The sequence below is a fragment of the Arthrobacter sp. OAP107 genome (assembly GCF_040546765.1).
In the GTDB taxonomy this organism is placed as follows: domain Bacteria; phylum Actinomycetota; class Actinomycetes; order Actinomycetales; family Micrococcaceae; genus Arthrobacter.
Genome location: NZ_JBEPOK010000002.1, coordinates 98020 through 124135 on the forward strand (window position 1 = coordinate 98020; position 26116 = coordinate 124135).

The 26116-nt window shown below is 61.7% G+C and carries 20 protein-coding genes and 2 pseudogenes; 11 read left to right on the forward strand and 11 right to left on the reverse strand.

Annotated features, from left to right (window positions below; translation table 11 throughout):
• Positions 1-190 precede the first annotated feature (190 nt).
• The 10 genes and pseudogenes from ABIE00_RS25175 to ABIE00_RS25220 all read left to right on the forward strand — a co-directional run bounded on the left by ABIE00_RS25175 (position 191) and on the right by ABIE00_RS25220 (position 12487).
• Entirely contained in the window at positions 191-1498 is a 1308-nt protein-coding gene (locus ABIE00_RS25175) for a sugar ABC transporter substrate-binding protein (protein ID WP_354263660.1), read from the forward strand.
• 71 nt (positions 1499-1569) lie between these two features.
• Positions 1570-3192, forward strand: a complete 1623-nt coding sequence (locus ABIE00_RS25180; RefSeq protein WP_354263661.1) for an ABC transporter permease subunit — start codon at positions 1570-1572, stop codon at positions 3190-3192.
• Entirely contained in the window at positions 3189-4118 is a 930-nt protein-coding gene (locus ABIE00_RS25185) for a sugar ABC transporter permease (protein ID WP_354263662.1), read from the forward strand. Before ABIE00_RS25180 ends, ABIE00_RS25185 begins: the two co-directional genes overlap by 4 nt.
• 84 nt (positions 4119-4202) lie before the next feature.
• Positions 4203-6626: a glycoside hydrolase family 31 protein gene (locus ABIE00_RS25190; protein ID WP_354263663.1), complete on the forward strand. Its 2424-nt coding sequence runs from the start codon at positions 4203-4205 to the stop codon at positions 6624-6626.
• A gap of 103 nt (positions 6627-6729) precedes the next feature.
• Positions 6730-6957 (forward strand): hypothetical protein, encoded by a 228-nt coding sequence (locus ABIE00_RS25195; protein ID WP_354263664.1) that lies wholly within the window; start codon positions 6730-6732, stop codon positions 6955-6957.
• 61 nt (positions 6958-7018) lie between these two features.
• Positions 7019-7210: pseudogene (locus tag ABIE00_RS25200) on the forward strand (pullulanase X25 domain-containing protein); the annotation flags it as partial.
• Positions 7211-7424: 214 nt separating this feature from the next.
• A pseudogene (locus ABIE00_RS25205) lies at positions 7425-9144 on the forward strand (glycoside hydrolase family 13 protein).
• A 139-nt stretch (positions 9145-9283) separates the two neighbouring features.
• Entirely contained in the window at positions 9284-10081 is a 798-nt protein-coding gene (gene ppgK / locus ABIE00_RS25210) for a polyphosphate--glucose phosphotransferase (protein ID WP_354263665.1), read from the forward strand.
• 505 nt (positions 10082-10586) lie between these two features.
• Entirely contained in the window at positions 10587-11708 is a 1122-nt protein-coding gene (locus ABIE00_RS25215) for a Gfo/Idh/MocA family protein (RefSeq protein ID WP_354263666.1), read from the forward strand.
• Complete coding sequence (locus ABIE00_RS25220) at positions 11708-12487, forward strand: ThuA domain-containing protein (protein WP_354263667.1); 780 nt, start codon at positions 11708-11710, stop codon at positions 12485-12487. Before ABIE00_RS25215 ends, ABIE00_RS25220 begins: the two co-directional genes overlap by 1 nt.
• On the opposite strand, the gene ABIE00_RS25225 is transcribed toward ABIE00_RS25220, so the two are convergent.
• Positions 12463-12789 (reverse strand): lyase family protein, encoded by a 327-nt coding sequence (locus ABIE00_RS25225; protein WP_354263668.1) that lies wholly within the window; start codon positions 12787-12789, stop codon positions 12463-12465. The genes ABIE00_RS25220 and ABIE00_RS25225 overlap by 25 nt on opposite strands.
• A gap of 119 nt (positions 12790-12908) precedes the next feature.
• Between ABIE00_RS25225 and ABIE00_RS25230 the strand changes: the two genes are divergently transcribed.
• The gene (locus ABIE00_RS25230) at positions 12909-13070 is read left to right on the forward strand and encodes a substrate-binding domain-containing protein (protein ID WP_354263758.1); all 162 of its coding nucleotides are present in this window, start codon (positions 12909-12911) and stop codon (positions 13068-13070) included.
• A 343-nt stretch (positions 13071-13413) separates the two neighbouring features.
• Here ABIE00_RS25230 and ABIE00_RS25235 read toward each other — a convergent pair whose 3' ends face one another.
• The 10 genes from ABIE00_RS25235 to ABIE00_RS25280 form a co-directional block, all read right to left on the reverse strand.
• On the reverse strand, positions 13414-15525 hold the full coding sequence (locus ABIE00_RS25235) for a hypothetical protein (RefSeq protein WP_354263669.1): 2112 nt from the start codon (positions 15523-15525) through the stop codon (positions 13414-13416).
• 67 nt (positions 15526-15592) lie between these two features.
• The gene (locus ABIE00_RS25240; protein ID WP_354263670.1) at positions 15593-15922 is read right to left on the reverse strand and encodes a hypothetical protein; all 330 of its coding nucleotides are present in this window, start codon (positions 15920-15922) and stop codon (positions 15593-15595) included.
• 19 nt (positions 15923-15941) lie between these two features.
• Positions 15942-17738 carry an ATP-binding protein gene (locus tag ABIE00_RS25245; RefSeq protein WP_354263671.1) on the reverse strand — a complete coding sequence of 599 codons (1797 nt, stop codon included), beginning with the start codon at positions 17736-17738 and terminating at the stop codon, positions 15942-15944.
• A gap of 231 nt (positions 17739-17969) precedes the next feature.
• A complete protein-coding gene (locus tag ABIE00_RS25250) occupies positions 17970-18275 on the reverse strand; it encodes a type 2 periplasmic-binding domain-containing protein (protein ID WP_354263672.1) in 306 nt (101 codons plus the stop codon).
• A gap of 418 nt (positions 18276-18693) precedes the next feature.
• Positions 18694-19116: a DUF4913 domain-containing protein gene (locus ABIE00_RS25255; protein WP_354263673.1), complete on the reverse strand. Its 423-nt coding sequence runs from the start codon at positions 19114-19116 to the stop codon at positions 18694-18696.
• Positions 19109-20878: a type IV secretory system conjugative DNA transfer family protein gene (locus tag ABIE00_RS25260; RefSeq protein WP_354263674.1), complete on the reverse strand. Its 1770-nt coding sequence runs from the start codon at positions 20876-20878 to the stop codon at positions 19109-19111. The genes ABIE00_RS25255 and ABIE00_RS25260 overlap by 8 nt, the downstream gene beginning before the upstream one ends.
• Entirely contained in the window at positions 20878-22497 is a 1620-nt protein-coding gene (locus tag ABIE00_RS25265) for a putative type IV secretion/conjugal transfer ATPase (protein WP_354263675.1), read from the reverse strand. Before ABIE00_RS25265 ends, ABIE00_RS25260 begins: the two co-directional genes overlap by 1 nt.
• Positions 22497-24008, reverse strand: a complete 1512-nt coding sequence (locus tag ABIE00_RS25270; RefSeq protein ID WP_354263759.1) for an SCO6880 family protein — start codon at positions 24006-24008, stop codon at positions 22497-22499. The genes ABIE00_RS25265 and ABIE00_RS25270 overlap by 1 nt, the downstream gene beginning before the upstream one ends.
• 1 nt (position 24009) lies before the next feature.
• A complete protein-coding gene (locus ABIE00_RS25275; protein ID WP_502914306.1) occupies positions 24010-25383 on the reverse strand; it encodes a TrbL/VirB6 family protein in 1374 nt (457 codons plus the stop codon).
• A complete protein-coding gene (locus ABIE00_RS25280) occupies positions 25383-26108 on the reverse strand; it encodes a DUF8175 domain-containg protein (protein ID WP_354263677.1) in 726 nt (241 codons plus the stop codon). Before ABIE00_RS25280 ends, ABIE00_RS25275 begins: the two co-directional genes overlap by 1 nt.
• Positions 26109-26116 lie beyond the last annotated feature (8 nt).

Here is a 26116-nt window from a genome sequence, read left to right on the forward strand (position 1 = left end):
TCTCCCCCATTGACAGTCGCTGTAGCGCTTTGCTACATTTCCAGTATAACGCTAAACCTTCCTCCGCTTCGTGCGCCGATTGGTATAACGCTAAACGTGATTTGACGCACGTGAGCTGGCCGAGGGAAATCGTTGACAGCGCCGTCGGCTTTGGCCTCGGCGACCAATTTCGGAAGATGAAGGAGTCTTCATGCGTTCCCCAAAAATAGTTGCCCCAGGGTTTGCCCTCTTGGCTGCCCTTGGACTTCTCGCCACCGGCTGCAGCGGCGGAGGGACCAGCACGTCCCCGTCGGAGGCGGCCACATCGGCTGTCGCTGCACCTGATGCGTCATCATCCACTGCGGCCCCTGAGCGTGGCAATGCAGATCTGGTCATCTGGGCCACACAGGGCGCGGCCACCAGTCTGAAGCCTTTTGCCGAGAAGTTCGGTGCCGACAACGGTATATCCGTTGAGGTGCAGGGCATCGTCGGTGAGCTGCGCGCCCAGTACATAACGGCTACCAACTCTGGCAAAGGCCCTGACGTTATACTCACCGCCGCGGATGGCCTTGGAAATCTGATCCAAAATGCCGCTATCGAACCGTTGAACCTCAGCCCCGAAACGAAGTCAAAGTTCGTTGATGTCACTGTCGAATCCGTAACTTATAACGGGCAGATTTACGGCGTACCCCAAGCGGTGGACAATGTTGCGCTGATCCGTAACACCCAGCTCGTTCCGGAGCTCCCAGCCACGTTCGAGGATCTCGTCACGACTGGTCTGGAGCTGAAGAATCAGGGCAAAGTCACCGAGGCCCTCTCGCTTCCCGTGGGCCAAAACGGTGACTCCTACCACCTCCAGCCGCTGTTCACCTCTGCAGGCGGGTATCTGTTCGGCCAGAACGCTGACGGCAGCTACAACCAGGACGACCTGGGGCTGGACAAACCGGAATCCATCGCGGCCATGACCAAGATCCAGGAGTTCGCCAAGGCAGGGGTCCTGAAAACGTCCATCAGCGGAGACAACTCGATCGCGCTCTTCGCTGACGGCAAGGCCCCGTTCCTGGTTTCCGGTGGCTGGGCCCTCGAGGACCTCAAGAAGTCCGGCGTGAAATATGCAGTTTCGCCAGTCCCGGGAATCGGCGGAAAACCCTCGCAGCCCTTCGTGGGGACGCAGACGTTCTATGTCTCATCCAAGGCCAAGAACAAAACCTTCGCCGAAGAGTTTGTAACGAATTTCATGGTCAACAACCCCGACGTGGCGAAGTCCCTGTCCAAGACAGATGGGCGCGCACCTGCCTTGCTGGCAGCTTTCAATGACCTCGCCGCGAGCGACCCGGTCCTGAAGGGCTTCGGCGATTCCGCCGCCCAGGGCCAGCCCAGTCCCACATTCCCGGCCATGGCCGTCGCCTGGGATCCGTTCAGCAAAGCGGAAGCAGCGATCATCGGCGGTGCCGATCCTGCGTCGACATTGAAGGCAGCCGCCGACACCATCCGTCAGCAGATCAAGGCAGCCGGCTGACCTGAGACAACCGTGGTGGTCCGGCCCCTAAGGGGGCCGGACAGCCCCCGGCGTCCTTGAAAGGACACTCCATGACTTCACTCAAAGAACGGCCGGACGTGACCCCCGCCGGACCCTCGGACGGGCAGCGCCGGCGTAGCCTGCGTCCCACCTCCGGAACGGGCGGCTTCGGCCTGTTCGTGCGGTACTTCCTCCTTGCCGTGGTGCTCGCTGTGGCTATACAGGGCATCTCCATCACCATCGGCCAGGAACAATGGATCGCCGCAGCCGTCATCGCCGCAGCAACCCTGGTCGTCGTCGCCGTCTACGCCACCGGCCGTGCGATACCGCTGAAGTACCTGGTGCCGGGGATTCTGCTGATGCTGATGTTCCAGATCTATCCGGTCGCGTACACCTTTTACACCGCCTTCACCAACAGCTCGGACGGGCACACCGTATCCAAGGAAGAGTCCATCCGCTCCATCACGGTGGACGGCCAGATTCTGGAACAGCCCGGGAGCCCCCGCTACACCCTCTCCGTTGCGGTACCGTCAGGAAGCGACCCGGCCATCGCAGACTTCGTCTACCTTCTCTCCGACCCCGCCGGCACGGTCCAGAAAGGCGACAGCGACGGCCTGGAACCGCTCCCCGCCTCGGAGGTCACCTTGACAGGCGGAAAGGTCACCGCAGCGGAGGGCTATGACATCCTCAGCGGTGTCCAGGTCAACGCCAGGTCAGCAGAATTTGACGCCTTCCAAGTGCCGGCCGGTGACGGCGAGGCCGTGAAAAAGGTCGGACTCTCGCAGGCGCTCCTGGGCAAAATGCAGTACACCTACGATCAGGCCACTGACACCATCACTGACGCCTCAAACGGCAAGACCTACATTGCCCGCGATGCCAGCTGGGTTCCCGCGGACGGCCAAGGCCCTTCGCTCAACCCGGGCTGGCAGCAGTTTGTCGGCTTCGATAACTTCACCAGGATTATCTCCGACACAACACTGCGCAACAGCTTCCTCGGCATCCTCACATGGAACATCGCCTTCGCAGGACTGTCCGTGGCTTCGACGTTCGCACTCGGATTGCTGCTGGCCGTGGTCCTGAACAGGAAACTCATCGGGCAGCGGCTGACCAGGTCCCTGCTGCTGCTGCCCTATGCCCTGCCTGGCTTCATCACCGCCCTCGTCTGGGCCAGCATGTACAACACGGACTTCGGCCTGATCAACAACATGACCGGCCTGCATATCGACTGGCTGGGCGACCCGTTCTGGGCCAAAGCAGCACTGCTGCTGACCAACCTCTGGCTGGGCTTTCCCTACATGTTCATCGTCTGCACCGGAGCGCTGCAGTCCATCCCGGCCAGCCTCACCGAAGCAGCCACAATCGACGGCGCCTCACCCTGGCAGGCCTTCCGCGCGGTCACCCTGCCCATGCTGCTCACCGCTGTCGCACCCCTGCTCGTGGCCTCCTTTGCGTTCAACTTCAACAACTTCACCCTGATCTACCTGCTCACCAAGGGCGGTCCGTTCGCACCGGACAATCCACAGGCGGGGGCCACCGATCTGCTGATCAGCTACACCTACCGGCTCGCCTTCGGCGGAGGCGGAGCACAGTTCGGCTTCGCCGCGGCGATCTCGATCTTCATCTTCATCATCGTCGCCCTCATGTCCATCTCCACCTTCCGCCGTACTCAGGCACTGGAGGAAAACAGCCAATGACCACCCTGAATACCTCCCTGCCCACGCCCGCAGCCGGACCCGAAACGCCCAGACGCCGGACCGGATCCGGGATCCACGGATCCTGGTGGCAGCGCGACGGATGGCGCTACCTCGTTGCGCTGCTGGCGCTTGTCTTCGCAGTCTTCCCGATCCTGTTCATCATCTCCGCAGCCCTGAACCCGATTGGCACCCTCCAGAGCACCTCCGTCATCCCCACCGCAGCCTCCATAGAAAACTTCACCAAGCTCTTCGCCACCCCCGGCCTCGAATTTGGCAACTGGTTTATCAACTCCGTGGTCGTCGCCGTCAGTGCCACCGTGGCCACGGTTCTGATTTCCGGCGCCGCAGCCTTCGCATTCTCCCGCCTGCGCTTCCGCGGCAGACACCAGTTCCTGCTGGGACTGCTCCTTTTGCAGATGTTCCCTTCCCTGCTTGCACTCATTGCCCTGTACTTGATGTTCGTGCAGATCGGGGACATCTTCCCGGCACTGGGCCTGAACTCCTCCTGGGGACTGATCCTGGCCTACCTCGGCGGCGTCCTTGGCGGCAACGTGTGGCTCCTGAAGGGCTACTACGACACGGTCCCGCGCGAACTTGATGAAGCGGCCAGGATCGACGGGGCCTCCCATGCCCAGACGTTCTTCCTGATCGTCTTGCCCCTGGTCAAACCCATCCTCGCCACCGTCGCGCTCTTGACCTTCGTCGGGACCTACGGAGAAGTTCTCCTCTCCTCGGTGTTCCTTACCGCCAACGAGTCCAAGACTCTCGCGGTCGGACTCTTCGGCCTGATCGATGGCCAGCGCAACACCAACTTCGGCGTCTTCTCCGCCGGGGCGCTGCTGGCGTCCCTGCCGGTCCTGGCCATGTACCTGGGCCTGCAGCGCTACCTCGTCGCCGGCGCAACCTCCGGCTCCGTAAAGGGCTGAACCGCCCCTTACCCACCACTGTCCCGCCGGCGCCACCCCATCGGTGGGCCTCAGACGGGAACTTGATCGCTGACAAGGCTTACTATGACTCTCACATCTGAAAAAAACCGCCTCGAAACCGAACGCCTAGCACCGCATCTGCGGCTTACAACCGATCCGGCCGCCGCTGAAACGTCCGTCATCCGCGCTGACCGGTACCGGTTTACCATCCTGACCTCCCGAATGATCCGGATGGAATACAGCGAGGACGGCACCTTCGAAGACCGCGCCTCCCAAATGGCGCTAAACCGCCGGTTCGACCAGCCCGAATTCCGCGTCATTGACGAAGCCAGCCACCTGCAAATCATCACAGAACACCTGCACCTGACCTATGACAAGAAGCCCTTTTCCCCTAACGGCCTCACCATCCAGGTCAGGGGCAACCTCAGCGCCTATCACAGCCTCTGGCGGTACTCCGAAGCCGGCGAGAACCTCGGCGGAACCGCCAGGACCCTGGACAACGCCGATGGCGCCGTGCCCCTGGAACCGGGGCTAATGTCCCGCAACGGCTACGCCGTAATCGATGACAGCGCCACCCTGCTTCTCGAAGACGACGGCTGGTTCTCACCAAGACCCGGCCAGGGCCAGGACCTGTACTTCTTCGGCTACGGTCGCCACTACCGCGACTGCTTGCAGGACTTCTACCGCCTGACCGGCAACACCCCGATGATCCCCAGGTTCGCCCTCGGGAACTGGTGGAGCCGCTACTACAGGTACACAGCCGCCGAATACAAAGAACTCATCGGCCGTTTCAAAACCGAGGAAATCCCCTTCTCTGTCGCCGTCCTGGACATGGACTGGCACCACGTGGACATCGACCCGAAGCACGGAAGTGGCTGGACCGGCTACACCTGGAACACGGACCTGTTCCCGGACCCGGACGAATTTACGCACTGGCTGCACGAAAACGGCCTGCGGCTGACCCTGAACGTCCACCCTGCCGACGGAGTCCGAGCCCACGAAGACACCTACGCCGCCGTGGCCCGCACCCTCGGCCTGGACCCGGCGGAAGAACACCCAATAGTTTTCGACGTCACCGACCCTGCCTTCCTCAAAGCCTACTTCGAGGAACTCCACCACCCGCTCGAGGAGCGCGGCGTGGACTTCTGGTGGCTGGACTGGCAATCCGGAAGCCACTCCAAAGTGCCTGGCCTCGACCCGCTCTGGGTGCTTAACCACCTGCACTTCCTGGACAGCGCACGCGACGGCAAACGTCCTCTCACCTTCTCCCGGTACGCCGGGCCCGGCAGCCACCGCTACCCCGTCGGATTCTCCGGCGACACGATCGTGACCTGGGAATCCCTGAATTTCCAGCCCTACTTCACCGCCACCGCCTCCAACATCGGGTACGGATGGTGGAGCCATGACATCGGCGGCCACATGGGCGGATACAAGGACGACGACCTCGCAGTCCGATGGACCCAGTTCGGGGTGTTCTCCCCCCTCATGCGGCTGCACAGCTCCGCAAGCCCATTCACCGGCAAAGAGCCCTGGCGCTTCCGTACGGGCGCGGGAGAAATCATGAAGGACTACCTCCGACTCCGACACCAGCTCATACCGTATCTGCACACCATGAATCACCGCGCCTCGTACGACGGTCTGCCGCTGGTCCAGCCGATGTACTACGAACACCCGGACAACCAAGCAGCCTATGAGGTGCCTAACCAGTACCTGTTCGGCACGCAGCTGATGGTCTGCCCGATCACCTCTCCCCAGAAAACGCCCCTTAACCTTGGCAAAACCAAGGCGTGGCTGCCCGAAGGGACCTGGATCGACTTCTTCACCGGCATGATCTACCGCGGCGACCGCTCCATCTACCTCTACCGCCGCCCGGAGCACATTCCCGCACTGGCACTGGCCGGTGCCATCATCCCCCTCACCGAGCGAAGCGAAGCCAGCAACGGAACAGCCAACCCCACGAGCCTAGAACTTCGGATCTTCGCAGGCGCCTCAGGGTCATTCGACTTGATCGAAGACGACGAAACAGAACCAATGTCAGCCCCGGAACCGGCCCGCACCGGCATGGAGCTGGACTGGGAAGCCGGGACTTTTACCGTCTACCCTGCGGTTGGCCACACTTCAGCGCTCCCGGCACGGCGGAACTATGACCTGTCGTTCACCGGCTTCGCTGCCCCGCGAAATGTCGCCGTCACCAGCTCAGGACGGCCTCTGGAGTACACACTCACGACCAACCACGCCACCAACACCACCACCATCCGCGTAGAGAACGTCGCTACCGAAAACGGACTCCAACTCACCTTTGAGAGCGGCATGAATCTGGCAATGAATGAAGCCCCCGTCCGCGCGCTTGAACTTCTCACCGACGCCCAGATCGACTTCCACCTCAAAGACAGCATTTTCAAGAAGATCCAGGAGTGTCCGGACCCTGCCCTGTTGATCAGCCACCTTCAGTCCATGAACCTTGAACCTGACCTGATGGGAGCACTGACCGAAATCTTCCTGGCCTAACTACGAGTAAGTACGCTGCTTACGGCGTCGAACTTCGAACCCTGTATGAAGAAGCGCAGGGCTATACCGCCCTACTTATCCGACCCAGCGAGTTGAGCAAGTCATGAACATGCAAGATGTGGAACCCATCGATATCAAGGTCCGCGACGGGGCTTCCATGGACCGCTGCATCACTGCGGCGGTGGACCGGATGATCGAGAGCGCCAGGCGGCAACGGACGCACGGCATCTTGGTGACCCGGCTCGGAAACGGACACTTCGTCGTCGGCCTCAGCAATGCAGTCCCTTTTGGCTACACGTATCAACTCGATTCCCGACGCCAAACCGCTTGACTGACTGCAGACACTGTTCCGGCCCTTCCATCCGGTCGGTCCCAAAGATACCCGGGAGACGCGCCTCACCATGGACCTGCCAGCCGGGCGGTACGAATATAAGGCCGCACTCAACGGCAATTGGGATGAAAATTACGGAGCAGACGGGGTACGAAATGGCTCAAACATCGTGCTGGAGCACCCAGGCGGTTCCGTTACATTCCGATACGACAATGCCACGCACCTGCTCAGTGCGGTATCCGGAACCCAGTAGCCGACGGACCTAGCCACAGTAACCAACGGTGAGCTAGGTCCGCTCCTTCAAAAATGCAACGTGGGCCCCTCCAACCCGGCCGAAGATGGCGTGGGATGGTTTGGAAGCGGCCCCACGGTGTGTGCCACCTTTCCCGAGTAATACGCGCGGCCGTGAAATAACCAGACCAAATCACCAGCAACAACGCGCATTAATAAGAAAAAGGATCATACCGTTGTCCACCATCGCCTCTCCGGCAAACTCCTCAAAATCCGAGCGCATGGCCGACCCCAAACTGGTGGCGCCAGGCCTCGGTCTACCAGATCTACCCCCGCAGTTTCTCTGATTCCAACGGTGACGGCATCGGTGACATCAACGGCATCACCGCCAAGGTCCCGTATCTGAAGGATCTGGGAATCGACGCGGTATGGCTGAGCCCTTTCTACCCTTCAGCTCTCGCCGACGGCGGCTATGACGTGGACGACTACCGTAACGTTGATCCGCGGCTCGGTACGCTGGAGGACTTCGGCGCCATGGCTTCGGCCCTTCAGGACGCCGGTATCAAGCTGATTGTGGACATCGTGCCCAACCACTCCTCGAACCGCCATGAGTGGTTTCAGGAAGCCCTCGCATCGCCTAAGGGGTCCCCGGCCCGCGACCGCTACATCTTCCGCGACGGACTGGGCGACAACGGTGAGCTGCCGCCGTCGGACTGGGACTCCGTGTTCGGGGGCCCGGCGTGGGAGCGCATTACAGAACCGGACGGAAGCCCAGGGCAGTGGTACATGCACATCTTCGCGAAGGAACAGCCGGACTTTAACTGGGACCACCCCGAGGTCCGTGAAGACTTCCTGAAGACCTTGCGCTTCTGGTCCGACCGTGGCGTGGACGGTTTCCGCATCGACGTCGCCCATGCCTTGACTAAGAATCTCGAGGAGTCCCTGCCCAGCAAGGCAGACCTCGAAGCCCAGGGCGAGGCGCTTTACCTTGCCGGTTCACATCCGTACTGGGACCGCGATGAAGTCCACGGGATCTACGCCGAGTGGCGGAAGGTCTTCAACGAATACAATCCGCCGCGCACTGCCGTTGCCGAGGCGTGGGTGCACGCGGACCGCCGGGCCCGTTATGCCAGCCCTGAGGGGCTGGGCCAGGCTTTCAACTTCGACCTGCTGCAGGCAGACTTCGACGGCGCCCAGTTCCGGAAAATCATCACCAAGAACCTCGCCGAGGCTCAGGCCTCCGGCGCTTCCTCCACGTGGGTGTTCTCCAACCACGACGTCGTCCGGCACGCCACCCGCTACGGGCTCCCCGTGTCCGGGCCTTCCGCCGAGGGCGAGATCATGGCAGGCCAGGCCGGAAAGCAGTGGCTGCTCGCCGGCGGCAAGCAGGAGGATGTCGACGTCGAACTCGGCCTGCGACGCGCCCGCGCCGCATCATTGCTGATGTTCGCCCTCCCGGGTTCCGCATACCTGTACCAGGGTGAGGAACTGGGCCTGCAGGAAGTCGGCAGCGAAATCCCCGACGCAGAGCGCCAGGACCCGGCCTTTTTCCGCAACAAAGGCGTGGAAATCGGCCGCGACGGCTGCCGTGTCCCCTTGCCTTGGACAGCGTCGGGCGACTCGTTCGGTTTCGGTGCAGCCGGCGCCCACCTGCCGCAGCCGGAATGGTTTGCCGGCTACTCAGTGGAAGCCCAGGAAGGGCAGGAGGACTCGACCCTGTCCCTCTACCGCCGGGCGCTGGCCCTGCGGTCACAGCTGCAAACCGCCGAAACCCTGGAATGGCTGGAGACCGGCCGGACCGACGTCGTGGCCTTCCGACGCCCCAACGGCTGGACCTCGGTCACGAACTTCGGCACAGAAACCGTCGAGCTGCCCGCCGGCGAGGTTCTGGTCTCCAGTTCGCCACTCGAAGCGGACTCCCTGCCCGGTGCGACCACTGCCTGGCTCCAGCCGTAGCCGTACCGGGCACTGGACAGCCTCCCGGCGCCTAGGCGCCGGGAGGCACCTCCTTGCCATGCCGCCGAACCGAGCAGCACGAAGAAATACCCGAACAACGCCTCCGGCCATGCCCCCATAACTATGCAAAGGAAACGTGATGACACGACCCTCAACCGCTATCACCGACGTGCCGTCCGGACTAGGTTTTCGGATAGGAATCGATGTCGGCGGGACGTGGATCAAGGGTGCAATCATCAGCATGAGTAACGGCACCCCGGTCAGCGGCGTCCGTCAACTCCGGACACCTACCTCCGGCAGACCCGATGCAGTCGCAGACACCTTGTCCCAGCTCATAGATGAGCTGGGATCCGAAAGCCCTGGGCAGACCGACCCTGCTGTCGGGGTCGCTATCCCCTCGATAGTCCAGCATGGAGTGGCCAGGTCGGCAGCAAACATGGACGACAGCTGGATCGGACTGGATGTTCAGGCTTACTTGCGGGAACGGCTCGGTCGGCCCGTTTGCGTCGTGAATGACGCTGACGCAGCTGGTATGGCAGAAACCCATTACGGCGTGGGGAAGGACAAACACGGCGTTGTCCTGGTCCTTACCTTGGGAACGGGCATCGGATCAGCACTCATAGTTGATGGAAAGCTTGTACCCAATTTCGAGCTGGGCCATTTGGAGATTGACGGCTACAAGGCAGAATCCCGGGCATCGGCCATCGCCCGCGAAAATGAAGGCCTTAGCTGGGTGGAGTACGCCGACCGGCTGCAACAGTATCTGTCACATGTGGAGTTCCTTTTCTCACCTGACCTGATCATCATCGGTGGGGGAATTTCGGCATGCAGCAACGAATACCTGCCACGCCTGTCACTCCGTGCCCCGGTTATCCCGGCCAGCTTGGAAAACTCTGCGGGCGTCGTGGGCGCTGCCTTGCAAGCAACGACCAGCTAGCCCAATAATTTCGGCTTGTCTGTCGGAGCCACTCTTTTGTCGCAGGATTCCATTGATCCTCATCGGATGCCTTTAAACAATGAGCGCGGCTTGGGCCAGTGATTCCAAGCGATTTCCTGAGGTCTTCACCGAACCTTAGCCTTCCGATCTCAATGTCCTCAAAGACTTCGGTCAGCTGTACCAGTTCCCCGTGGGACAGGAAGCCATTGAGACGGGTTGACCAGACCTTGTGTAGACCCAGTCCGAAGGACGCGCCGGAACTCCACCGCAACGCCTCCAGCACCCCCGACTGCTGCCAGCGTGTTCTCTGACCTTCCCATCAGCCTGAACTACACCCCCAACCCAACGACAAGAAACTATTTGCAACCCCTGAAGGCTGTCTCGCCTTCAACGACTCCTTGTCTTGCCGGTGGCGTCATCGCCGTCTACGTCATAGGCCAGAAAAACCTCATCGCAGGAAAACACCGCTGGTGCATAGCGACCGGAACAACGAAAGGAAACCCCAATGACCGTAACCTCTCCGCTGCCCACGTCCCTGAGCCATCCACCATCGCTTCCTCTGCGAATCCTTCAGGTAGGACTCGGAGGATGGGGGCGTTCCTGGGCAGCCGAACTCAAGAAGCACCCAACCCTCCTGAGCACAGTGGGCTATGTCGACGTGGTACCCGAGATGCTCAAGCTGCTGAGCGCCGACGTCGAAACCGATCCTTCCCTTTGCTTTGCCTCACTTACAGAAGCCATCGCAGCTACCGATGCAGAAGCCGTTCTGGTAACGACGGCATTGCCCGGCCATGCGGCGGTAGCCATCGAAGCCCTGTCCGCAGGCAAGCACGTGCTGGTCGAGAAGCCCATCGCGGCCACACTCAGCGACGCAGAGCAGATGGTGGAGACGGTTGCAGCCTCCGACCGGCTACTGATGGTCAGCCAGAATTACCGCTTCTACCCCGCGGCGCAGACAGTTTCCCGGCTCGTCCGGGAAAAGGCACTTGGTGACATCGGCTCAGTGACCGTGAAGTTCCGGAAGTACGCCAACAGCGCTCCGATCGGCACTAACCGCCACTACGGACTGGCCGACCCGCTCCTCATGGACATGTCCATTCACCACTTTGACCTCATGCGGTACATCACCAGCCAGGAGCCTGTGCACATCGACTGCCACGCCTGGAATCCCCCGTGGAGCAAGTTCATGGACCCCGCTGCTGCCATGGCCACCCTGGTCTTCGACGGCGGAGCCGTCGTCAACTATCAGGGAAGCTGGGTGAGTACCGAACAGGAGACTCTCTGGGCTGGGGAGTGGCTGATCGAATGTTCCGGAGGCACGATCGAATGGACAGGACGGGCGGACACCGGTACGGCCTCGGATGCAGTCATCGTGCGCCCCTTGAACGGGCCTGTCGAGGTCCTCACCCTTCCGAGGATGGACACGTTCGACCGCGTCGGATCGCTTTCGGAGTTTCGATCGGCTATCCGCGAAGGGCGTCCTCCCGTGACGAGTGGGCAGGCAAACCTCCCCACTCTCGCAATGACTCTCGGCGCAATCGAATCATCCAAAACAAACATGCCACAGGACATCCGTTCGCTCCTTCGTGCCACGGACTCTACAGCAGCAACCCAAGGAAAAATCTGATGCCAAAAGTCACAGTCTGGAACGAATTTCGCCACGAAAAAGACAACCCCGAAGTAGCCGCGATTTATCCGGACGGCATTCACACCACGATTGCCGCCGCGCTGCGTGGGCAGGGAATCGATGCTGCGACCGCAACCCTCGACGAACCGGAGCACGGACTTAGCCCCGAAGTTCTGAAGTTCACCGATGTACTCGTCTGGTGGGGTCACGGTGCACACGATGAGGTCGACGACATTGTGGTGGATCGTATCCAGCAGCGCGTCCTCGACGGCATGGGACTGATTGTGCTGCACTCCGGGCACGGATCGAAAATTTTTCGACGCCTGATGGGCACCAGCTGCAATCTCAAATGGAGGGAAAGCACGGACAGCGAGGTCCTCTGGAACGTCGCACCCGGACACCCGATCACTGAAGGCGTGGAAGAGAGCCTCATCCTGGACCAGGAAGAAATGTACGGCGAATTCTTCGACATACCCACCCCGGACGCCTTGGTCTTCGTCAGCTGGTTTACAGGCGGGGAGGTATTCCGCAGCGGGGCCTGCTACCAGCGCGGCGCCGGAAAGATCTTCTACTTCCGCCCGGGCCATGAAACGTACCCCACCTATCACCACAAGGGCATCCAGCGCGTCATTGCCAATGCCGCGCGCTGGGCTACCCGCAACCACGAGGTGGCACATCAATTCGGGAACCCCGCGCCGCTGATGCTTCCAACTTCTGAACAACACGCCACCCCGAGGCAACGACAGAACAACGACTACGAGACCGCCGACATCAGGTGATCTGCAGCGCCTGTTAGGTGCGCGGTGACTGTCGGGTTCGCACCTACTAGGACTTCTCCGAACTGCCGATGTGTCCTGATCGCTTCTTGAGCAGATTCGTAGACGACGTCATGCGCGTGCTGCCGGCCGATGGCGTGACCGAGTGAAAGCATGACGGCTTCCGAGGAAACGAGCCCGTGAGTGATTTCCAGGTTGGTCCGCATGCGATCCTCGTCAATCTCCAGATCGCTGAGGATTAGCGTCAGCCGTGCCAGCAGGTCCCCTGTGAGAATGATGGCCCGGCTCAGGGCGTCGTCCATCATCGCGGTGTTGCGTCAGCGGGCTGGATCTCGGTCAACGCCTCATTGAAGCCGGCCCGCTCCCCGATGGCATCATTTGCCACAGCGACAGCATCGCCTGACAACATCGGCGGAGCAGCCCTCTGGGAGCCACCCCACTAACCAGCGTCGACACCAAAGGCGAAGCCTTGGGACGCCGCGCGGCACGTATGCTGCTCGAGCGGATCCATGAACCCGGCTCACCGCTTCGATCGACAAAACAAATACCGGAACTGGCCATCAGACAATCCTGCGGCTGCCACTAAAACAGCCTGCTGCTGCTTGGCGCTCCGGCCCCGGCTACCGCGCCATTCAGCGTCGCAAAATCGGCCCCGCTTAGCGTCGATGTACACGTGCACCGTCCGATTGAATTACACCCCAGCCTGACGTCAGGATGAGGTGTCAAATGCGTCAGGATAGGGCTCGTATTCTTATTGCTTGACGACCCGAGGGAAGAGTCTTAGGGCTCAACCTGACACTATTTTCGCCCACCGCCTCAGCCGTCCTGAGAAGTTCTAGACCCGCCCCGGTGCGTATGAAAGGCTCCATACATCCCTGCATCAGTGGCGGTGGGCGCGATCATGAAGCGTAGAGGAACCGATTAGTCCCCTATTTCATTCGCGATGGTTTGGTCCGGCTGCCGGGCACTTGAACCGTGATGATGTGTCGTGGGACCGGGTCCCCCTCGATATCAAAAGTTGTGTGATCGATGAGTGCACTTAGATGGGGGACTGGACCGGAGCTATCAAAGGCCTTGTGTCGCAGGGCGACGAGGAATCCAACCCTGATGTCTGTTCCCTGGTATGCCGCCGCTTGCTTGAGATAAGCAGTCTTGTCGGCCAAGGGCACCTTAGTGGAGTCCGTTTTCATCTCTACATGGATCGCAAAGCCGTCAAACTTCAGACGCAGGTCCACACGACCACCACCTACATGCTGCACTTCGAACTCGGTGATCGACCCAAGTTCACTGCTGGCCAAGTAGTTGTACAAATCCCTGTGGATGGCATCTTCATTGGCCGCAGGATCAAAAAGGTATGAGTACAGATCAGACTGAGCGTTTGTCCGAGTGGTCACGAACCTAATCATCAGTCGCAGCAATACGTCGACGGCCGAGGCGGCTCTGCCTTGGTAGTCCTGACTGGAGCCGAGGGCTGCCCTGATTTTCGACCAAACTTGCGCTTCGACAAGATTGAGGCTGTGCCTTCCGGTGTTTGCATCGTCTATTGCTTTAGCAAGTACGGCCAGGGCCTCCCCGCTCACTCTTCTGAGTTCTTCCGTCTCTGGTCCTGGCGGGAGCAACTGGTTAAGGGGTGGCGGTAACGGGACTCTGACCGCACCGCCGTCTTCTTTTTCCGGTTCAGCCCCCCTTAGAGCATGAACTCGCGCAGCGTTGAGGACGTTATGCGCGACCCTCAGCTGCTCGGAAAGGCGTTCCGGCGGCTCATCCAGCGCATCTGCCCGCTCCTGGAGGGCATGGACATGATCCTCAAGATTGCTCATCAGACCAGCAGTACGGGCAAAACCGGACTCAATTACCGGCTGTATGAAATCGAGTAGAGCCTCCGAGTCGGTACTTAGACGGGCTACGGCAATGGAGCGTGAACCTGTATAAATCTGCAGCAAGTTGTCGACTACAACTTCCGCCTTGTAAAAGCTGCTACGTGCGAACTCCACGCGCATCCTGCCAAGGTCATCGGCAAGTCGCTGCCAGGCTAGAAGCGCCGATCGTTTCGAATCGCTATACCAGTGGTTCAATCCAGCTGAAGCGAGGTTTAGCTGCCGGATGCGCTGCGCGAGATCGTCTAGGGATTGCGCTTCCAACTGGGTCATCGATAAGGAATCCACGTTTGGCTCTGCGCCTGACTCCCGAATGAACCCTCGCAGAATGTTTACGACCTGGAGCAGGATGTCAGCGTCCTCCCGATCGTAGGAATCGGCCGCAAGGTTCAAGTAACGGGCAGATTCGTGAAGACAGTCCGCCATCGTTGTAAGGCTTGGAGAACGAAGAGCCCGAACCAGTTCGATGCCAGCTAGTATCCAGGCGGCATCCGAAGCTACGTCATTCGGGTCCGCACCCGGCCACGGCGTCCCACTGGATGGCTTCATCCCTGCGACACAGTGGACGACTTCAACCAGTTCTTCAGCGTGTGGCCAGTAATCGACGGCAGTACTTATGGCACGAATAATTGCCGTTGCAAGGGGTTTGGGCACGGGCGCATTAAACCTGTCTAGGCGGGCAAGCAGGCCAAAAGGACGCGCAACTCCTGACACAGTCAGTCTGGTCAAAGCGTCCAGAGCGTCCGCGGCTCGAAGCGTGGCTTGGGGAGTCTTATCCGTCAGTTCGTGTAACGCATCAACTATGCCTTCGAGTGACCTCGTAAGAGCCGCGCCAATCATGCTCAGGGCGGTGGGGCTGGTAAGGAGAATGCCCAAGCTGTCGGCAAAAATGGCCGGGCTTCTGGTTGCTGATACGGCATCAATGATGGAGCGAAGGGCCGCGACTTTAGCATCGCTTTGGTTATCGGGTACTGCTACATCTCTGACGACCAATTTAATAAGCAGGACTAGCCAAGGATTGTCCGCTAGTGTGGTTCCCTCGGCGGCGATTCGTTCCCAGCTGCCGATAGTTTTAAGAGAATCGGGGGCAGGAGTCTTTCCGCGCGCCCCGACCAGTAAAGCCTTGAGGTCGTCTGCGAGGGTATCTGATCGCTCGCCAGTCATGTTGCGCCCCCTGCCGTGACGAGAGCTTGTGTATGAGGCTTCTCAAAGCTGACACACACTAGCGCTGCTACCACACGTAGTTATCGCCCTCGGCAACGATTCGACTTGCCGGGGGAAGAAGATCAACCAAGGGGGAAGTGTTTCGGGTTGCAACGAATATCTGCATCTCGGCTTCCTCGGTTACAGCGATGAGGGCTTCTACCATCGTTGCCAAGTCCGAATCCGGCATCTCTTCTGCGGCTGGCGAGTCCAATATCAGCAGCCCGGGGTGCCTGCCTATGTTCTCTACAAACCCATGCCTAATTAGCGCAATGGCTGTAGCGATTTTTACGCGTAGCTTTTCACCTTCGGTGATGCCGCTGAAGGTTGTGTCCTCTCCACCTTTCGTTAGGCGCATATTCGCTGCGCCGTCGAGCTTAATGTTCTTGATGTTTTCTGCGCCAAAACTCGCGACCAACGCTCTCGATGTCGGCGGATATGTTCTTGAGGAGTGGGTCTTGGCCCTCCTTCAGCCATTGCTTGAGAATTGTCTCCGTGGCGTCTGCCACGGCAGCCTGCACGGGGTCGATTGGATCGGAGCTTTTCGGATCGCTGGAAGCGGTCAAAGCGTCAAGAGCCCCCTCGGCGCGGGCGAGGTCGAGTTCTAGGTTTCTGTGTTCATCAAGCTCTGTGAGTAGCGCCGCTCCTGCTTCCGCTTTCGCTGCTGCATCGTCGCGCTGACCGCGGAGCTTATCGATTTGGGCTACCAACGCAGCGGCTGTTGTCTCCGCGGCTTCCAAGGCTGCCCCGGTCGCTTCAATTTCGTCTGGTGAATCTTCTTCGTCTGAGTCGTCACCTACCGACTGCGGTGCTGCCAGTCCGGCGATGAGGGTCGAAGTGACCTCGGACGGGACCGACGAGGCAACGATAACGTTGGATTGAAATGCATCCAGGTTTAGATCGCTGGAGCACACGGAGCACTCATGCTTATCAGGTTCCGCAGCACGGCGTTCGGCGGTTACTTCCCCCGCGCAGCGAGGGCACTTCGTCGGTCGCATACGGTGGAAAAACTTGGTTGCCAAGACATTTTCATGGTGAGTATGGGCACGGGCCTTAGCCGCTCGCAGCTGCTGACGCGCCGTCTCAACGAGCGATGACTGGGCGATCAGTTGCGTCTCGATCTCATGAACCTGGCGGGATAGCTCGGAGGCAAGTTTCGCGGCTTGAATCGTCGCTTCGACGTCCGGCGTCTCGGGCGGTAGTGAACCCTTTTTGGACTTTAAGTCCTTTACCTTCTCCAAAATTTTTAGCCGATTTCCCTCAAAGGCGTCGGCTGCCGCCTTTGCTTTGTCGGAGGCGGCTGATCGTTCCGCATCCATTCCCCGACGTGCCGTCGACGCTGCGGCCAGGGCCGGCGCCCAGTCAGTTCCCACGAACATCTGCATCATTCGCACGGCAATGGTCTGTTCATTTCCAACTATTGGGTCCAGTTGACTGGCGCGTACGACGAAGGCACTTGAGTAGGATGGCCAAGCGTGCACACGGGCCTTCACGTCCGTCCAGACCGGGATGCTTTCTAAGCGCAACCTGTTCATCATCAAATGACCAATGACGCTTTCGAAGTCGTCCCCATTGAAAGTCCCGAGAAGCGCAGGTTTGTCAGCTCCACCCACGACGCCCAGCTTTTCGATCTTGCCGGTTGCGACGCCGTTGACGGCATCAAAGGAGACTCGAAGTCTTTCGGCGCCAACCGTCCAGTCAGCCTCAACGTGCTCAATCCATCGCTGGATATCGGGCTGGAACCGCGCGCACCGGCCTGTCAACGTCCACATCAGGACATTGAGGACCGTGGACTTGCCCCGGAGGTTCCTTCCCGAGCCGATTCCATTGACCCCGGCCTGAGGCTTCCACTCGAATTGAAATGGCACATGCACCGTTGGTACTGCGCGGTCGTCACTAGCAAGAACGTCGTTTACGGGCTCCTCGACGAATGGAAGGGTGTCTTCTTCCTGGACGCCGTGGGTTGCGGCATCTGGGTGGGCAGGAGGGAGATGCTTCGTTCCACTGAACTGGAGTCGGGTTAAACGCAGCGGAACGGGGACGGCCTTGGTGGACGATGTAGGTACTCCAAGGTCGACGAGAATCTCGTCGACCTGATGGGAAGTAAGGATGTGCCGTCGCGCTTTCTGCCGCTTCGCAAGCAGCTTCACGACCTCGTCAGCAAGAACGCTCATAGCCCACTTTGTCCTGTTCCACTCTTGCTCTCCAAGTTCGTCGTTTTCGCCTGCAGGCCGTGTAAGCGTTCTCGCACTCTTGATGCGATAGGGGCAATGGTCAGACCCAGCTCAGTGCCAGCGTATGTGGCCTGCTCATACTGCCGCTCCTTGAGGCGCTTGCCCACGTCCGTACCAGCAACCAAAGCTACAAGCCTCACTTGCTTTCCGTACCATCCCAATACAGGATCGCTAGCCAGTTCCGCAGCGGCATTCGCACCAGCTTGCGTCAAGTAGAACTGGTTTCGCCTTCTTACCTGGTTCGCCTACTCGCGTCAGAGAAGCAAGGCCGTATGTCTCCAGCAGCGTAAAGGCGTCGTCGAGCTGTTCGTATGCTCCGAAGAACCAACGAGGCATGGGGTACCAGTGAAGGTCTGGTTCCGGGTCGTCGAGCAACGCTTGGGCAGCAGCCAAGAAGCTGTCGTCAATCTTGCCATTCTCAACCATCCCAACGAGTTCGTCCGCAAGGTAATCCGGATTTCGCATCCAGAAGTCCATAGCCTGGAGACGTAATTCGCTGCGTATTACAGTCACCGCGCCCGGGGGTCCCTCCCCGTTAATTGGATCTCCGCACTCAGCCAGCAGAACTAGCAGCCGGATAGCGTGCTGAGTGCGCGTGGCAGAGGGCCGCTCCCCAAGGCCCGAAACATCCGCTGTCGCTACCACTCCACCCCCATAATCGCAGCGACGAAGCTGCCTTTTCCGTAGTTTACCGCGTGGGTCAGCGCCGCACCGCAAAGGCGCAATTGATGTCCGTTGCCCACAGCCGGGGACAATCCTGATGGGTTATCCACCGCTACTGCTGCTGAGGGAGCTTTCCCGATGGCTCCCGATTTCCAGCGTGGATAACCCGGATTGACCCCAACTATGGACAACCCGTGTGGTCACCTTGAGCGATAGCCAGCAACAGGCCGGTTTAGAACAGCCCCGTGGGCGGTTCCTCGCAGGGTAGTGGGGCGAGTTTGGAGCGATGACCGTCGTCGGGGCTGCAGCCTTTGAATGGCCCGTCTGTTGAGAGCAGAACTGACATGTGGTGGTCTGCGTGGTCGCGCCACCACACGCTCATTCCGGTGGTGCCATCCAGGCGCAGGAATTCCCAGGCCCGCCAGAGCGCTTCGAGACGGCTGATGGCTTCGGCGTGCTTCCACCATTGCGGGCACCAGGTCACACCGCCCTGCACGTTGAGTTGCCGGCGGTAGCTGCTGGCCAGTTTGTTGCTTACGAATGCGGCGACGCTCGGGTAGAACAGCTCCGGGGCGTCCGAGTCCTCCTCGGCCGGCTCGGCGGGGGCAGTAGTGCCCTCCAGCTCATCGTCCCACTCCCCCAGCCCCTCACTCATGAGAGGCACCCGCGGCAATCCACCGGCTGCCGGCCGCGGCCGCCGGCTTGTTCGCAGGGTCGTGTGCGGCGAGGGAGGCCCGCACCGCGTCAGCCTGCGAACCGCTCATCCACGGCACTGTCTCCAGCAGTGCAGCGGGGGCGCCGGAGGCGAACATGATGGCACGGCCGCGAGGGAACGCGGCCAGGTCCGAGACGTCCAGGGTGCGTTCCTTGCGGTCATCGTCGTGGCTGTAGGAGGTGCCTTGTTTGGAGCGGCTTCTGGTCATGTTGGAGTAGCGGTATTCGCCGACGAGCTGGGCGAGTTCGTTGAGGAATTCGGCTTCGGCCACGCCGCCGCCGTAGACCTTGATGTTGGAGGCGCTCCAGAGTTTGCGCATCCCGTCGCGGCCCCACACTTCAACGCCTTGGGACCAGGACTGGAGGATGGTCATCAGGACGATGCCGCGGGAGCCGTAGTGGCTGTAGAGGTTCGGCAGTTCTCGCCAGCGGCAGACGTTGGCTGCTTCGTCCAGGACACCGACCATGGGCGTGGCCAGCCGGCCCCCGGGCGAGTGGACGGCGAGCTCTTCGGCGGCCTCGACCGTGGCAACGGTCAGCGCCGTCACCAGCGGGCCGGCAGTGCCTTTGCCTTCCTTTGAAAGGCTGTACAGCGTGCCCTTGGACCGGACGAACTCTGCCGGATCGAACTGGGGCCGCTCGTCCTTCTCCCCCTGCGGGGTCACCCAGCGGGCCACTTGGCGGTTGGTGAGGCAGGACGCCATCTGCAACGCCGTGCCGTACACGCCGCCGCGCTGCTTCTCGGGTGCGTTGATGACGCCGCCGACGGCGTTGGAGGTCTGGGCGAAGCCGTGGGCTTTGAGGATGTCCACTGCTTCATCATCAGCGGGACGGGTCAGCCAGGTGTGCACCTGCGTGATTGGCCGGTCGTCGAGGGCTGCGGCGAGCAGGAGCCCGGCGAGGAGATCCTGGCCGGCGGGATCGAAGTAGGCGTCCGTTTTAGCGTCCGGGCCGCGGGAGCCGGCTGCGAAGTGATCGGCCAGGCGAGCGGCCTTCACTTCGTCCGTGACGTAGGACAGGGGGTTCCACCACCAGACGGGTTCCTCGAGTGCGACGGACTGCGGGTCGAAAACCCAGACCGGGCCCTCGGTTTCACGGACGTCGCGTGTTCCGTCAACGATGTCCCGCTTGTTTGAGGTCACCAGCGCAGCCCCCGGGGCGGCGAGGATCGCCGGGATCGCCCGGGACGTCGTCTTGCCCGTCCTGGGGCCCCAGATGTCGATGTGCATGTCTTCCCAGGAGCCGTAGATCATCTGCCCGCCGAGGACCGTCTTGCCGACCGGGACGCCGGGTGAGCCCTTCACTCCGAGACGTTCGGCGGTGGCCGTGGCCCCGCGCAGGCTCAGGGCGCGCAGGTCACGGCCTTTGGCCATGTGCTGGGCGGCGGCGTCCACACGCGAACGCTTGGACCGTTTCCGCAGCACCGCACGGACCAACAAGACTGCCGCGACGATGATGAGGACGCCGAAGCCGATCAGTACCCAGGTGGCGGCCGCGGGCCACATGACCTTCTGCGAGAGCAGACCGAAGACCAGTTCAAACGGGTTCGCGGGCAGTCTCTGGCCGTCAGCGGACAGCATTGACCCTAGGTGCACGGCGCCGGCCACCGAGCCGACACCGAGCACCACGATGGTGATGAAGACCCAGAGCAGGATGGTTTCGCCGTCCATCCGGGACCGCTTGCCGCTGCTTGGTGCACCCATCAGTTCTCCCCTTCGCCGTTCCTGTTGATCGTCCAGCGCTTGTTCGTGTCGTGCAGTTTTTCTTCGACGCTGGTTAGCTTGAGCGCGACCGGGATGCCCGGGCGGCCGCCGACTTTGAAGAGGAACTTGCCCAGGCCCGGGCGGACTCGTTTGCGGGATCCGCCGACGTCAGTCCATGACCCGGGGTCAGCCCAGGAGATGAGGCGGGCCTGTTCGGCCCGGGAGAGGGTGACGGCTTTGTTGAGTTTTTCCATTTCTGCCCCTGGGAGCGCGCCGCAGACGACCATGCCGGAGCGTTCAACGAATCCGCGGGCTTTCATCCGTTCGGATTCCGTGGGCAGGGCTTCGAGGTCGCTCATGGTGTGCGTGATCATGGCCTGCCCGACACCTTCGGTACGGTTCAGACGGGTGAGCGAGTCAACCCGGTCGACCATGCCTTCACCGGAGCGAAGGGCCCGCCACAATTCGTCCATGACGACGAAGTAGTTACGGCGAGGCTCCAGGCCGGCGTCGGCCAGGGTGTGGGCCACCTGGACGGTGGCGAACCCGGTTGACCAGCAGGCCAGCAGGCAGGCAGCTTGGATGTCCCGCTGTGTGTCGGAGATCCCTGAGAGGTCGAAGACCACGGGTTTGGTCAGGTCCATCGGCTGGTCTGTGGGCTGGGAGAACATGTCGGAGAACCGGCCCGAGCCGTCGAGGGAGTACAGCGACTGGCGCAGCTGGTCGGTCGCGTCGAGGTAGCGGCTCATATCGCCACGGTCCAAGGCGATCGCCCGCAACTCGTCGGGGGCGTCTTTGATGACCTCGATCAGATCCCCGATCAGGGGCACGCGGTCCAGACGCTCGTCCAGGATGTGCAGGGCCCGGTCAATCAGGGACTCCTCGTGGGCGCTGGGCTTGGCGTTCCGCACGATGGTGATCAGCGCCGTAATCATGTTCAGGCGCCGGTTGTGCGAGTCGGCCATCAGCTGTTCGGCCAGCTTCGCCGCCTTCACCGCGGCAGCCAGCAGCGGCGCGGCCGCAGCCTGGTCGCCATCTGGATCGTTCAGGATCCGGTTAGCCTTGGCCCGGTGTTCCTCGGCCGAGGCGAGCAGTCTGACGGCGGCTCCCGTGGCTTCACCGGGGTCCAGGACGTTCAAGTGGCCGCGTCCAGGACCCAGACTGATGACCTGCCCGCCGAGGGCTTCGATCAGGTCAACGTAGTCCGGCTTCAGGTCACCAAGGATCAACGGGTTGATACCCCGGCCCGCCAGGCCCAGGACGATGTGCCGGACCAACGTGGACTTGCCGTAGTGCGGCAGTCCGAGGACAAACATGGAGGGGTTGTTGATCATGCCGTGCATGAACCAGCTGATCGGATCGGCCCCGAAGGGCGCCCCGGTGTCGGTGTGAACTCCGATCGGTACTCCCAGGATCGGGGTGCCGGACCCGCCCACGAACGGCCAGAGACCGCAGACCTGGACCGAGGTTCCGCGCCATTCGTCGGCTGCCGTGACATAGACTGCTTCGCCCTGTCCGCGGCCGCGCCAGCCCCGAAGGCCCGGACGGCGGGCGACCGCGGCGGCGAGCTTCGTGGCTGGGGCCGGTGTGCGCTGGTGCTTGGTACGGCTTTCGAACATCACATGGCCTCGCGGATCTCTTCGGGAACCTTCAGGTGCTTGGGCAGGACCAGTCCCAGTGGCAGGGACGCGGCAAAGGCAGAATCCTGTGAGCCGTAGGCGCGCCGCAACAGCAGACGTGCCGACGGGCCGAGGTTGCCTTCCACGACGGCCACGGCATCATCGAGGTCACGGGACGACAGCACCGTGGCGGTGACCACCATGCCGAAGTTGACCAGCCCGGCACCTTTGGCTTCCTCCGCTGCGGTGGCCTGCGCTGCGCGCGCATCAACCAGAGCGCGGGCTGTGGGCCGGTTAGTCGAGGAGGCCCGGGTCAGGGCGTTTGTCTGGTCCGACTCCACGATGGCGGCCGCGCGGCCGGCCTCGATCGGCCGGTACAGCAAGGTGACGCGTTTGCGGGCAATCTCCCCATGCGGTGCTACCAGGCGGGCCAGTGCTGATGCCAGGATGTGGCCGCGGGGTGCGCCCGTCATTGACCAGGACACTGAGTGGCCGGAATCGTGGCGGTAGCCGTCCCAGTCCGCTTGGTGGGCGGACGGTCCGACGTCGCTCCAGTTCAGGTCAACGGGGGTGCCTTGGTAGTGGGCTTCGTCGATGAGCCGTGCCGCTGCAGGGTCGTACGCGACCCGAACGACCTCACACAGTTCCTGGGCGTTCAACGGTGCGCACGCACCGGCGCCGGTGGATTCCAGACGCTCGGTGAGGCTGGGAAGCCGTGATGCGAGATCCTTTGCGATCTCGTCGGCGGTGCGTCGCTTGCCGCCGGCCCGGGCAGCGGCGCTGAACGTCAGAGCGACCCACGCCCGGATGGTGGCCGATCCCTGCGGGTAGGTTCTCAGAGCCTCCCGGAGCATGGCCTTGGCAATGTCAGGGGCGTCGTCGTGGATGTTCGACTCAACTTCCCGGCGCAACCGCGCCCCGGAATCGGGGGCAGTTTCGACCGTGACGGAGGCAGCCACGACGGCAGGTTCATTCGACAGCGAAGCCAGCCATCCGCCCCAGTTAGCCACCCAGGCATCAATCTGTTCGGGATCGACCAGCGACGCCCCGTCAGGCTGCGTCCCGAAAACAACGGTGTAGTGCGCGGTGGAGGGAAGGTGGATCAACGCGAACGGGCGCCCATAGGAGTCCGTGAACTCGTAAAGTTTGGAACCGGCGGCGATCCCCGGCAGCTGGAACTCGCCCCAGGGCGTCAGTCCCAACGGGCCGGAACGGTAGATGTTGGCCTTCTTGCGCCGCGCCAAGCGGAATGCCAAACGGCCGAAGACCCGCTCCCCTACAGACTTGTTGTGCTTGTCGGTCACCGAGACGACGGCCAGCGCCAACCCAAGGACGAGCAGGGCAACCAGTCCGGCGAACCAGCCGCCGACGAAGAAACAAATCACCGTGATGATGAGGCCAACAAACAATCCTGCTGAGGCCAGCCCACCAAGAGTGCCGATGCCGGCCTTCCGCGGACGTCGCCAGTTGCCGTAGGTCGGTTCCCTGTAGGTGTTCTCGATCGCTGCCATTTCAGGCACCCCCCGTTGATTCTTCGGTCATGGTCTTCACGGCACCGGCGGCAGCCTGGCCGGCCTCAATGCCCTTCTGCGCCGCGGCCACGCCAAGTGCAGCAGGGCCAGCCGCGGCTGCCCCGCCCGCCGTGGCCGCACCGGAGGCGGCACCGGTACCTCCGGCCGTAGTAGCACCGCTGCCCCCGGCTGCCGTAGCACCGCTGCCGGCGGTTTCTGTTGCGGCAGCCTCTGTGCCGGCTCCAGACGGGGTGTCTGAGGAAGTGCCTTCTCCCCCCGTCTCGCCCGGTGTCCCCGACGAACCGGCCGTTCCAGAGTCCCCGGACCCTGATGGATCCTCGGAGCCCCCTGATTCGTTTGAGCTGCTGGCCGGTGCGGAAGCAACCGAACCGCCACTGCCACCGCCGCGGCCGGCGCTGCCCATGCTGATCGCACCGGAAGCCAGTGCGCCGACCGTTCCCGCAGCCAGTCCTCCACCGCCGCCGGCGACGGCGCCAACCATCGGAGTCACGAAGCGCATCAGTGCTGGCATGGCGAACAAGGCAATGACCATCAGGGCCAAACCGGTGATTGTCGTCATCAGTGCTGAGCCGAAGTCTTTTCCATCTCCGCCGTCACCGAAAATTTTGGTTCCGCTCAGCTGGAAGGCGGTTGCATAGACAATCGCTGCGGCCGGTTTGTAGAGAATGAACGCAATCAACCAGGCAGTGCACTTCTGGAACCAGCCCTTGCCGGCCTCTGTGTTGGTGAAGGCTGCAGCCGTGGGAAAGATCCCTGTCAGGATGACGAGCAGGCCACCGCGGATAATCATGAGGACGATCTGCATCACGGAGGCAAGGATCGCGATCAGCCCCAGGAGGATGATCATGATCGAACCGATTGGGCTGGTGGCTGAAAGTTTCAGCAGGGAGGTGATGTTCTCGTTAAACGAGGTCCCATCAGTGGAGTTCGTGATGATCCAGGCAGAGAATTTGTCGGCCGCGACCGTCAGAAGGCCCACTGCTGCTACGCCGGCACCCGACACGACGACCAGGGTCGCGAGCGAACGCACCAGATCACGCAGGGGTGCACCCCTTCGCTCGATCACCATCTTTGCCGCACCCACAAGGACAGACAGCACAGCCAGAGACGCTGTCCAAAAATAGAGACTGTTCTGCAGGAACAACACCGGATCACTCGCGGTAGAGCCTCCCTGCGCAGCGGTTAGGGCGGGGGTCCCCACATTCACCCAGAACGTCCCGAGCGTCTTCACAGTCTGTCCGACCGCATCCGCAATCGCTTTGGCCAGGTTCTTGATCGCATCATTCGCGGCGTCCTCGATTGCCGCCCCTGCGTGACAGCCGATGCTGAAGGCGTCCCATCCTTCGCAGGCCATCAGACACCAGACCAGGGAATGTACCCGGACAAGTCACTTATCTGTCCACCGCCAGTGCTGCCGGTTGCCGGGACAACAACCTTCCAGTCCCCGCCGTGCCACTGGAGCGGAACCGGAACGGAAACCAGCGCACCGTTGCTGCCCTTTGCTGCAATCACGATCACGGCGCGATCGGCGTCATATGAGCGGATCTGGAACCCTGCGATCTGCGCTGTCACAGCTGATGTCTCTTGCGGCTCAGGCTGATTCAGCAGTGCATCTCGTTCGGGGCTAGGGACTGCTAGTTGCTCGTAGACGAGTCGAGCCTTCCCCGTAGCGGACAGCACGGCGACGTTTGCCGCTGCGTACAGCGCCCCGGTTGGTGAGTGTGCGAAGCAGGAGCGGAGGCCGTTGGGTTCGGTCTTGCCGGGGCCGAACTGGGTAGGCGATGTTGGCGCGGCGACCTTTCCGACCAGCTCCCATTTGGTGTCGGTCGGAGCGGTGGCTGGCTTGGCCTGGTCGCCGGAGGGCAGGCCGCAGACGCTTGCGGCCGCTGCCGTGCTGGGCTGCGTAGTGGCGGTGGCAGATCCGGAGTTGCTCGGCTCGGCTGCCGGGTTTCCTCCCCCTTTGGGGAGCAGGGCCAGGCTGATTCCGAGCGCGACGATGATCGCCACGACAACGGCCGAGATGATGAACTTAGGTTTGGTCAGCGGATTCTGGTCTTCGTTCACTGTCGGTTCAGTCATGGCTCGGC

Coding starts and splice junctions, on each gene's coding strand:
- ABIE00_RS25175 (WP_354263660.1), top strand. CDS start 191: ATGCGTTCCCCAAAAATAGTTGCCCCAGGGTTTGCCCTCTTGGCTGCC.
- ABIE00_RS25180 (WP_354263661.1), top strand. CDS start 1,570: ATGACTTCACTCAAAGAACGGCCGGACGTGACCCCCGCCGGACCCTCG.
- ABIE00_RS25185 (WP_354263662.1), top strand. CDS start 3,189: ATGACCACCCTGAATACCTCCCTGCCCACGCCCGCAGCCGGACCCGAA.
- ABIE00_RS25190 (WP_354263663.1), top strand. CDS start 4,203: ATGACTCTCACATCTGAAAAAAACCGCCTCGAAACCGAACGCCTAGCA.
- ABIE00_RS25195 (WP_354263664.1), top strand. CDS start 6,730: ATGAACATGCAAGATGTGGAACCCATCGATATCAAGGTCCGCGACGGG.
- ppgK (WP_354263665.1), top strand. CDS start 9,284: ATGACACGACCCTCAACCGCTATCACCGACGTGCCGTCCGGACTAGGT.
- ABIE00_RS25215 (WP_354263666.1), top strand. CDS start 10,587: ATGACCGTAACCTCTCCGCTGCCCACGTCCCTGAGCCATCCACCATCG.
- ABIE00_RS25220 (WP_354263667.1), top strand. CDS start 11,708: ATGCCAAAAGTCACAGTCTGGAACGAATTTCGCCACGAAAAAGACAAC.
- ABIE00_RS25225 (WP_354263668.1), bottom strand. CDS start 12,789: ATGATGGACGACGCCCTGAGCCGGGCCATCATTCTCACAGGGGACCTG.
- ABIE00_RS25235 (WP_354263669.1), bottom strand. CDS start 15,525: ATGACTGGCGAGCGATCAGATACCCTCGCAGACGACCTCAAGGCTTTA.
- ABIE00_RS25240 (WP_354263670.1), bottom strand. CDS start 15,922: ATGCGCCTAACGAAAGGTGGAGAGGACACAACCTTCAGCGGCATCACC.
- ABIE00_RS25245 (WP_354263671.1), bottom strand. CDS start 17,738: ATGAGCGTTCTTGCTGACGAGGTCGTGAAGCTGCTTGCGAAGCGGCAG.
- ABIE00_RS25250 (WP_354263672.1), bottom strand. CDS start 18,275: ATGGACTTCTGGATGCGAAATCCGGATTACCTTGCGGACGAACTCGTT.
- ABIE00_RS25255 (WP_354263673.1), bottom strand. CDS start 19,116: ATGAGTGAGGGGCTGGGGGAGTGGGACGATGAGCTGGAGGGCACTACT.
- ABIE00_RS25260 (WP_354263674.1), bottom strand. CDS start 20,878: ATGGGTGCACCAAGCAGCGGCAAGCGGTCCCGGATGGACGGCGAAACC.
- ABIE00_RS25265 (WP_354263675.1), bottom strand. CDS start 22,497: ATGTTCGAAAGCCGTACCAAGCACCAGCGCACACCGGCCCCAGCCACG.
- ABIE00_RS25270 (WP_354263759.1), bottom strand. CDS start 24,008: ATGGCAGCGATCGAGAACACCTACAGGGAACCGACCTACGGCAACTGG.
- ABIE00_RS25275 (WP_502914306.1), bottom strand. CDS start 25,383: ATGGCCTGCGAAGGATGGGACGCCTTCAGCATCGGCTGTCACGCAGGG.
- ABIE00_RS25280 (WP_354263677.1), bottom strand. CDS start 26,108: ATGACTGAACCGACAGTGAACGAAGACCAGAATCCGCTGACCAAACCT.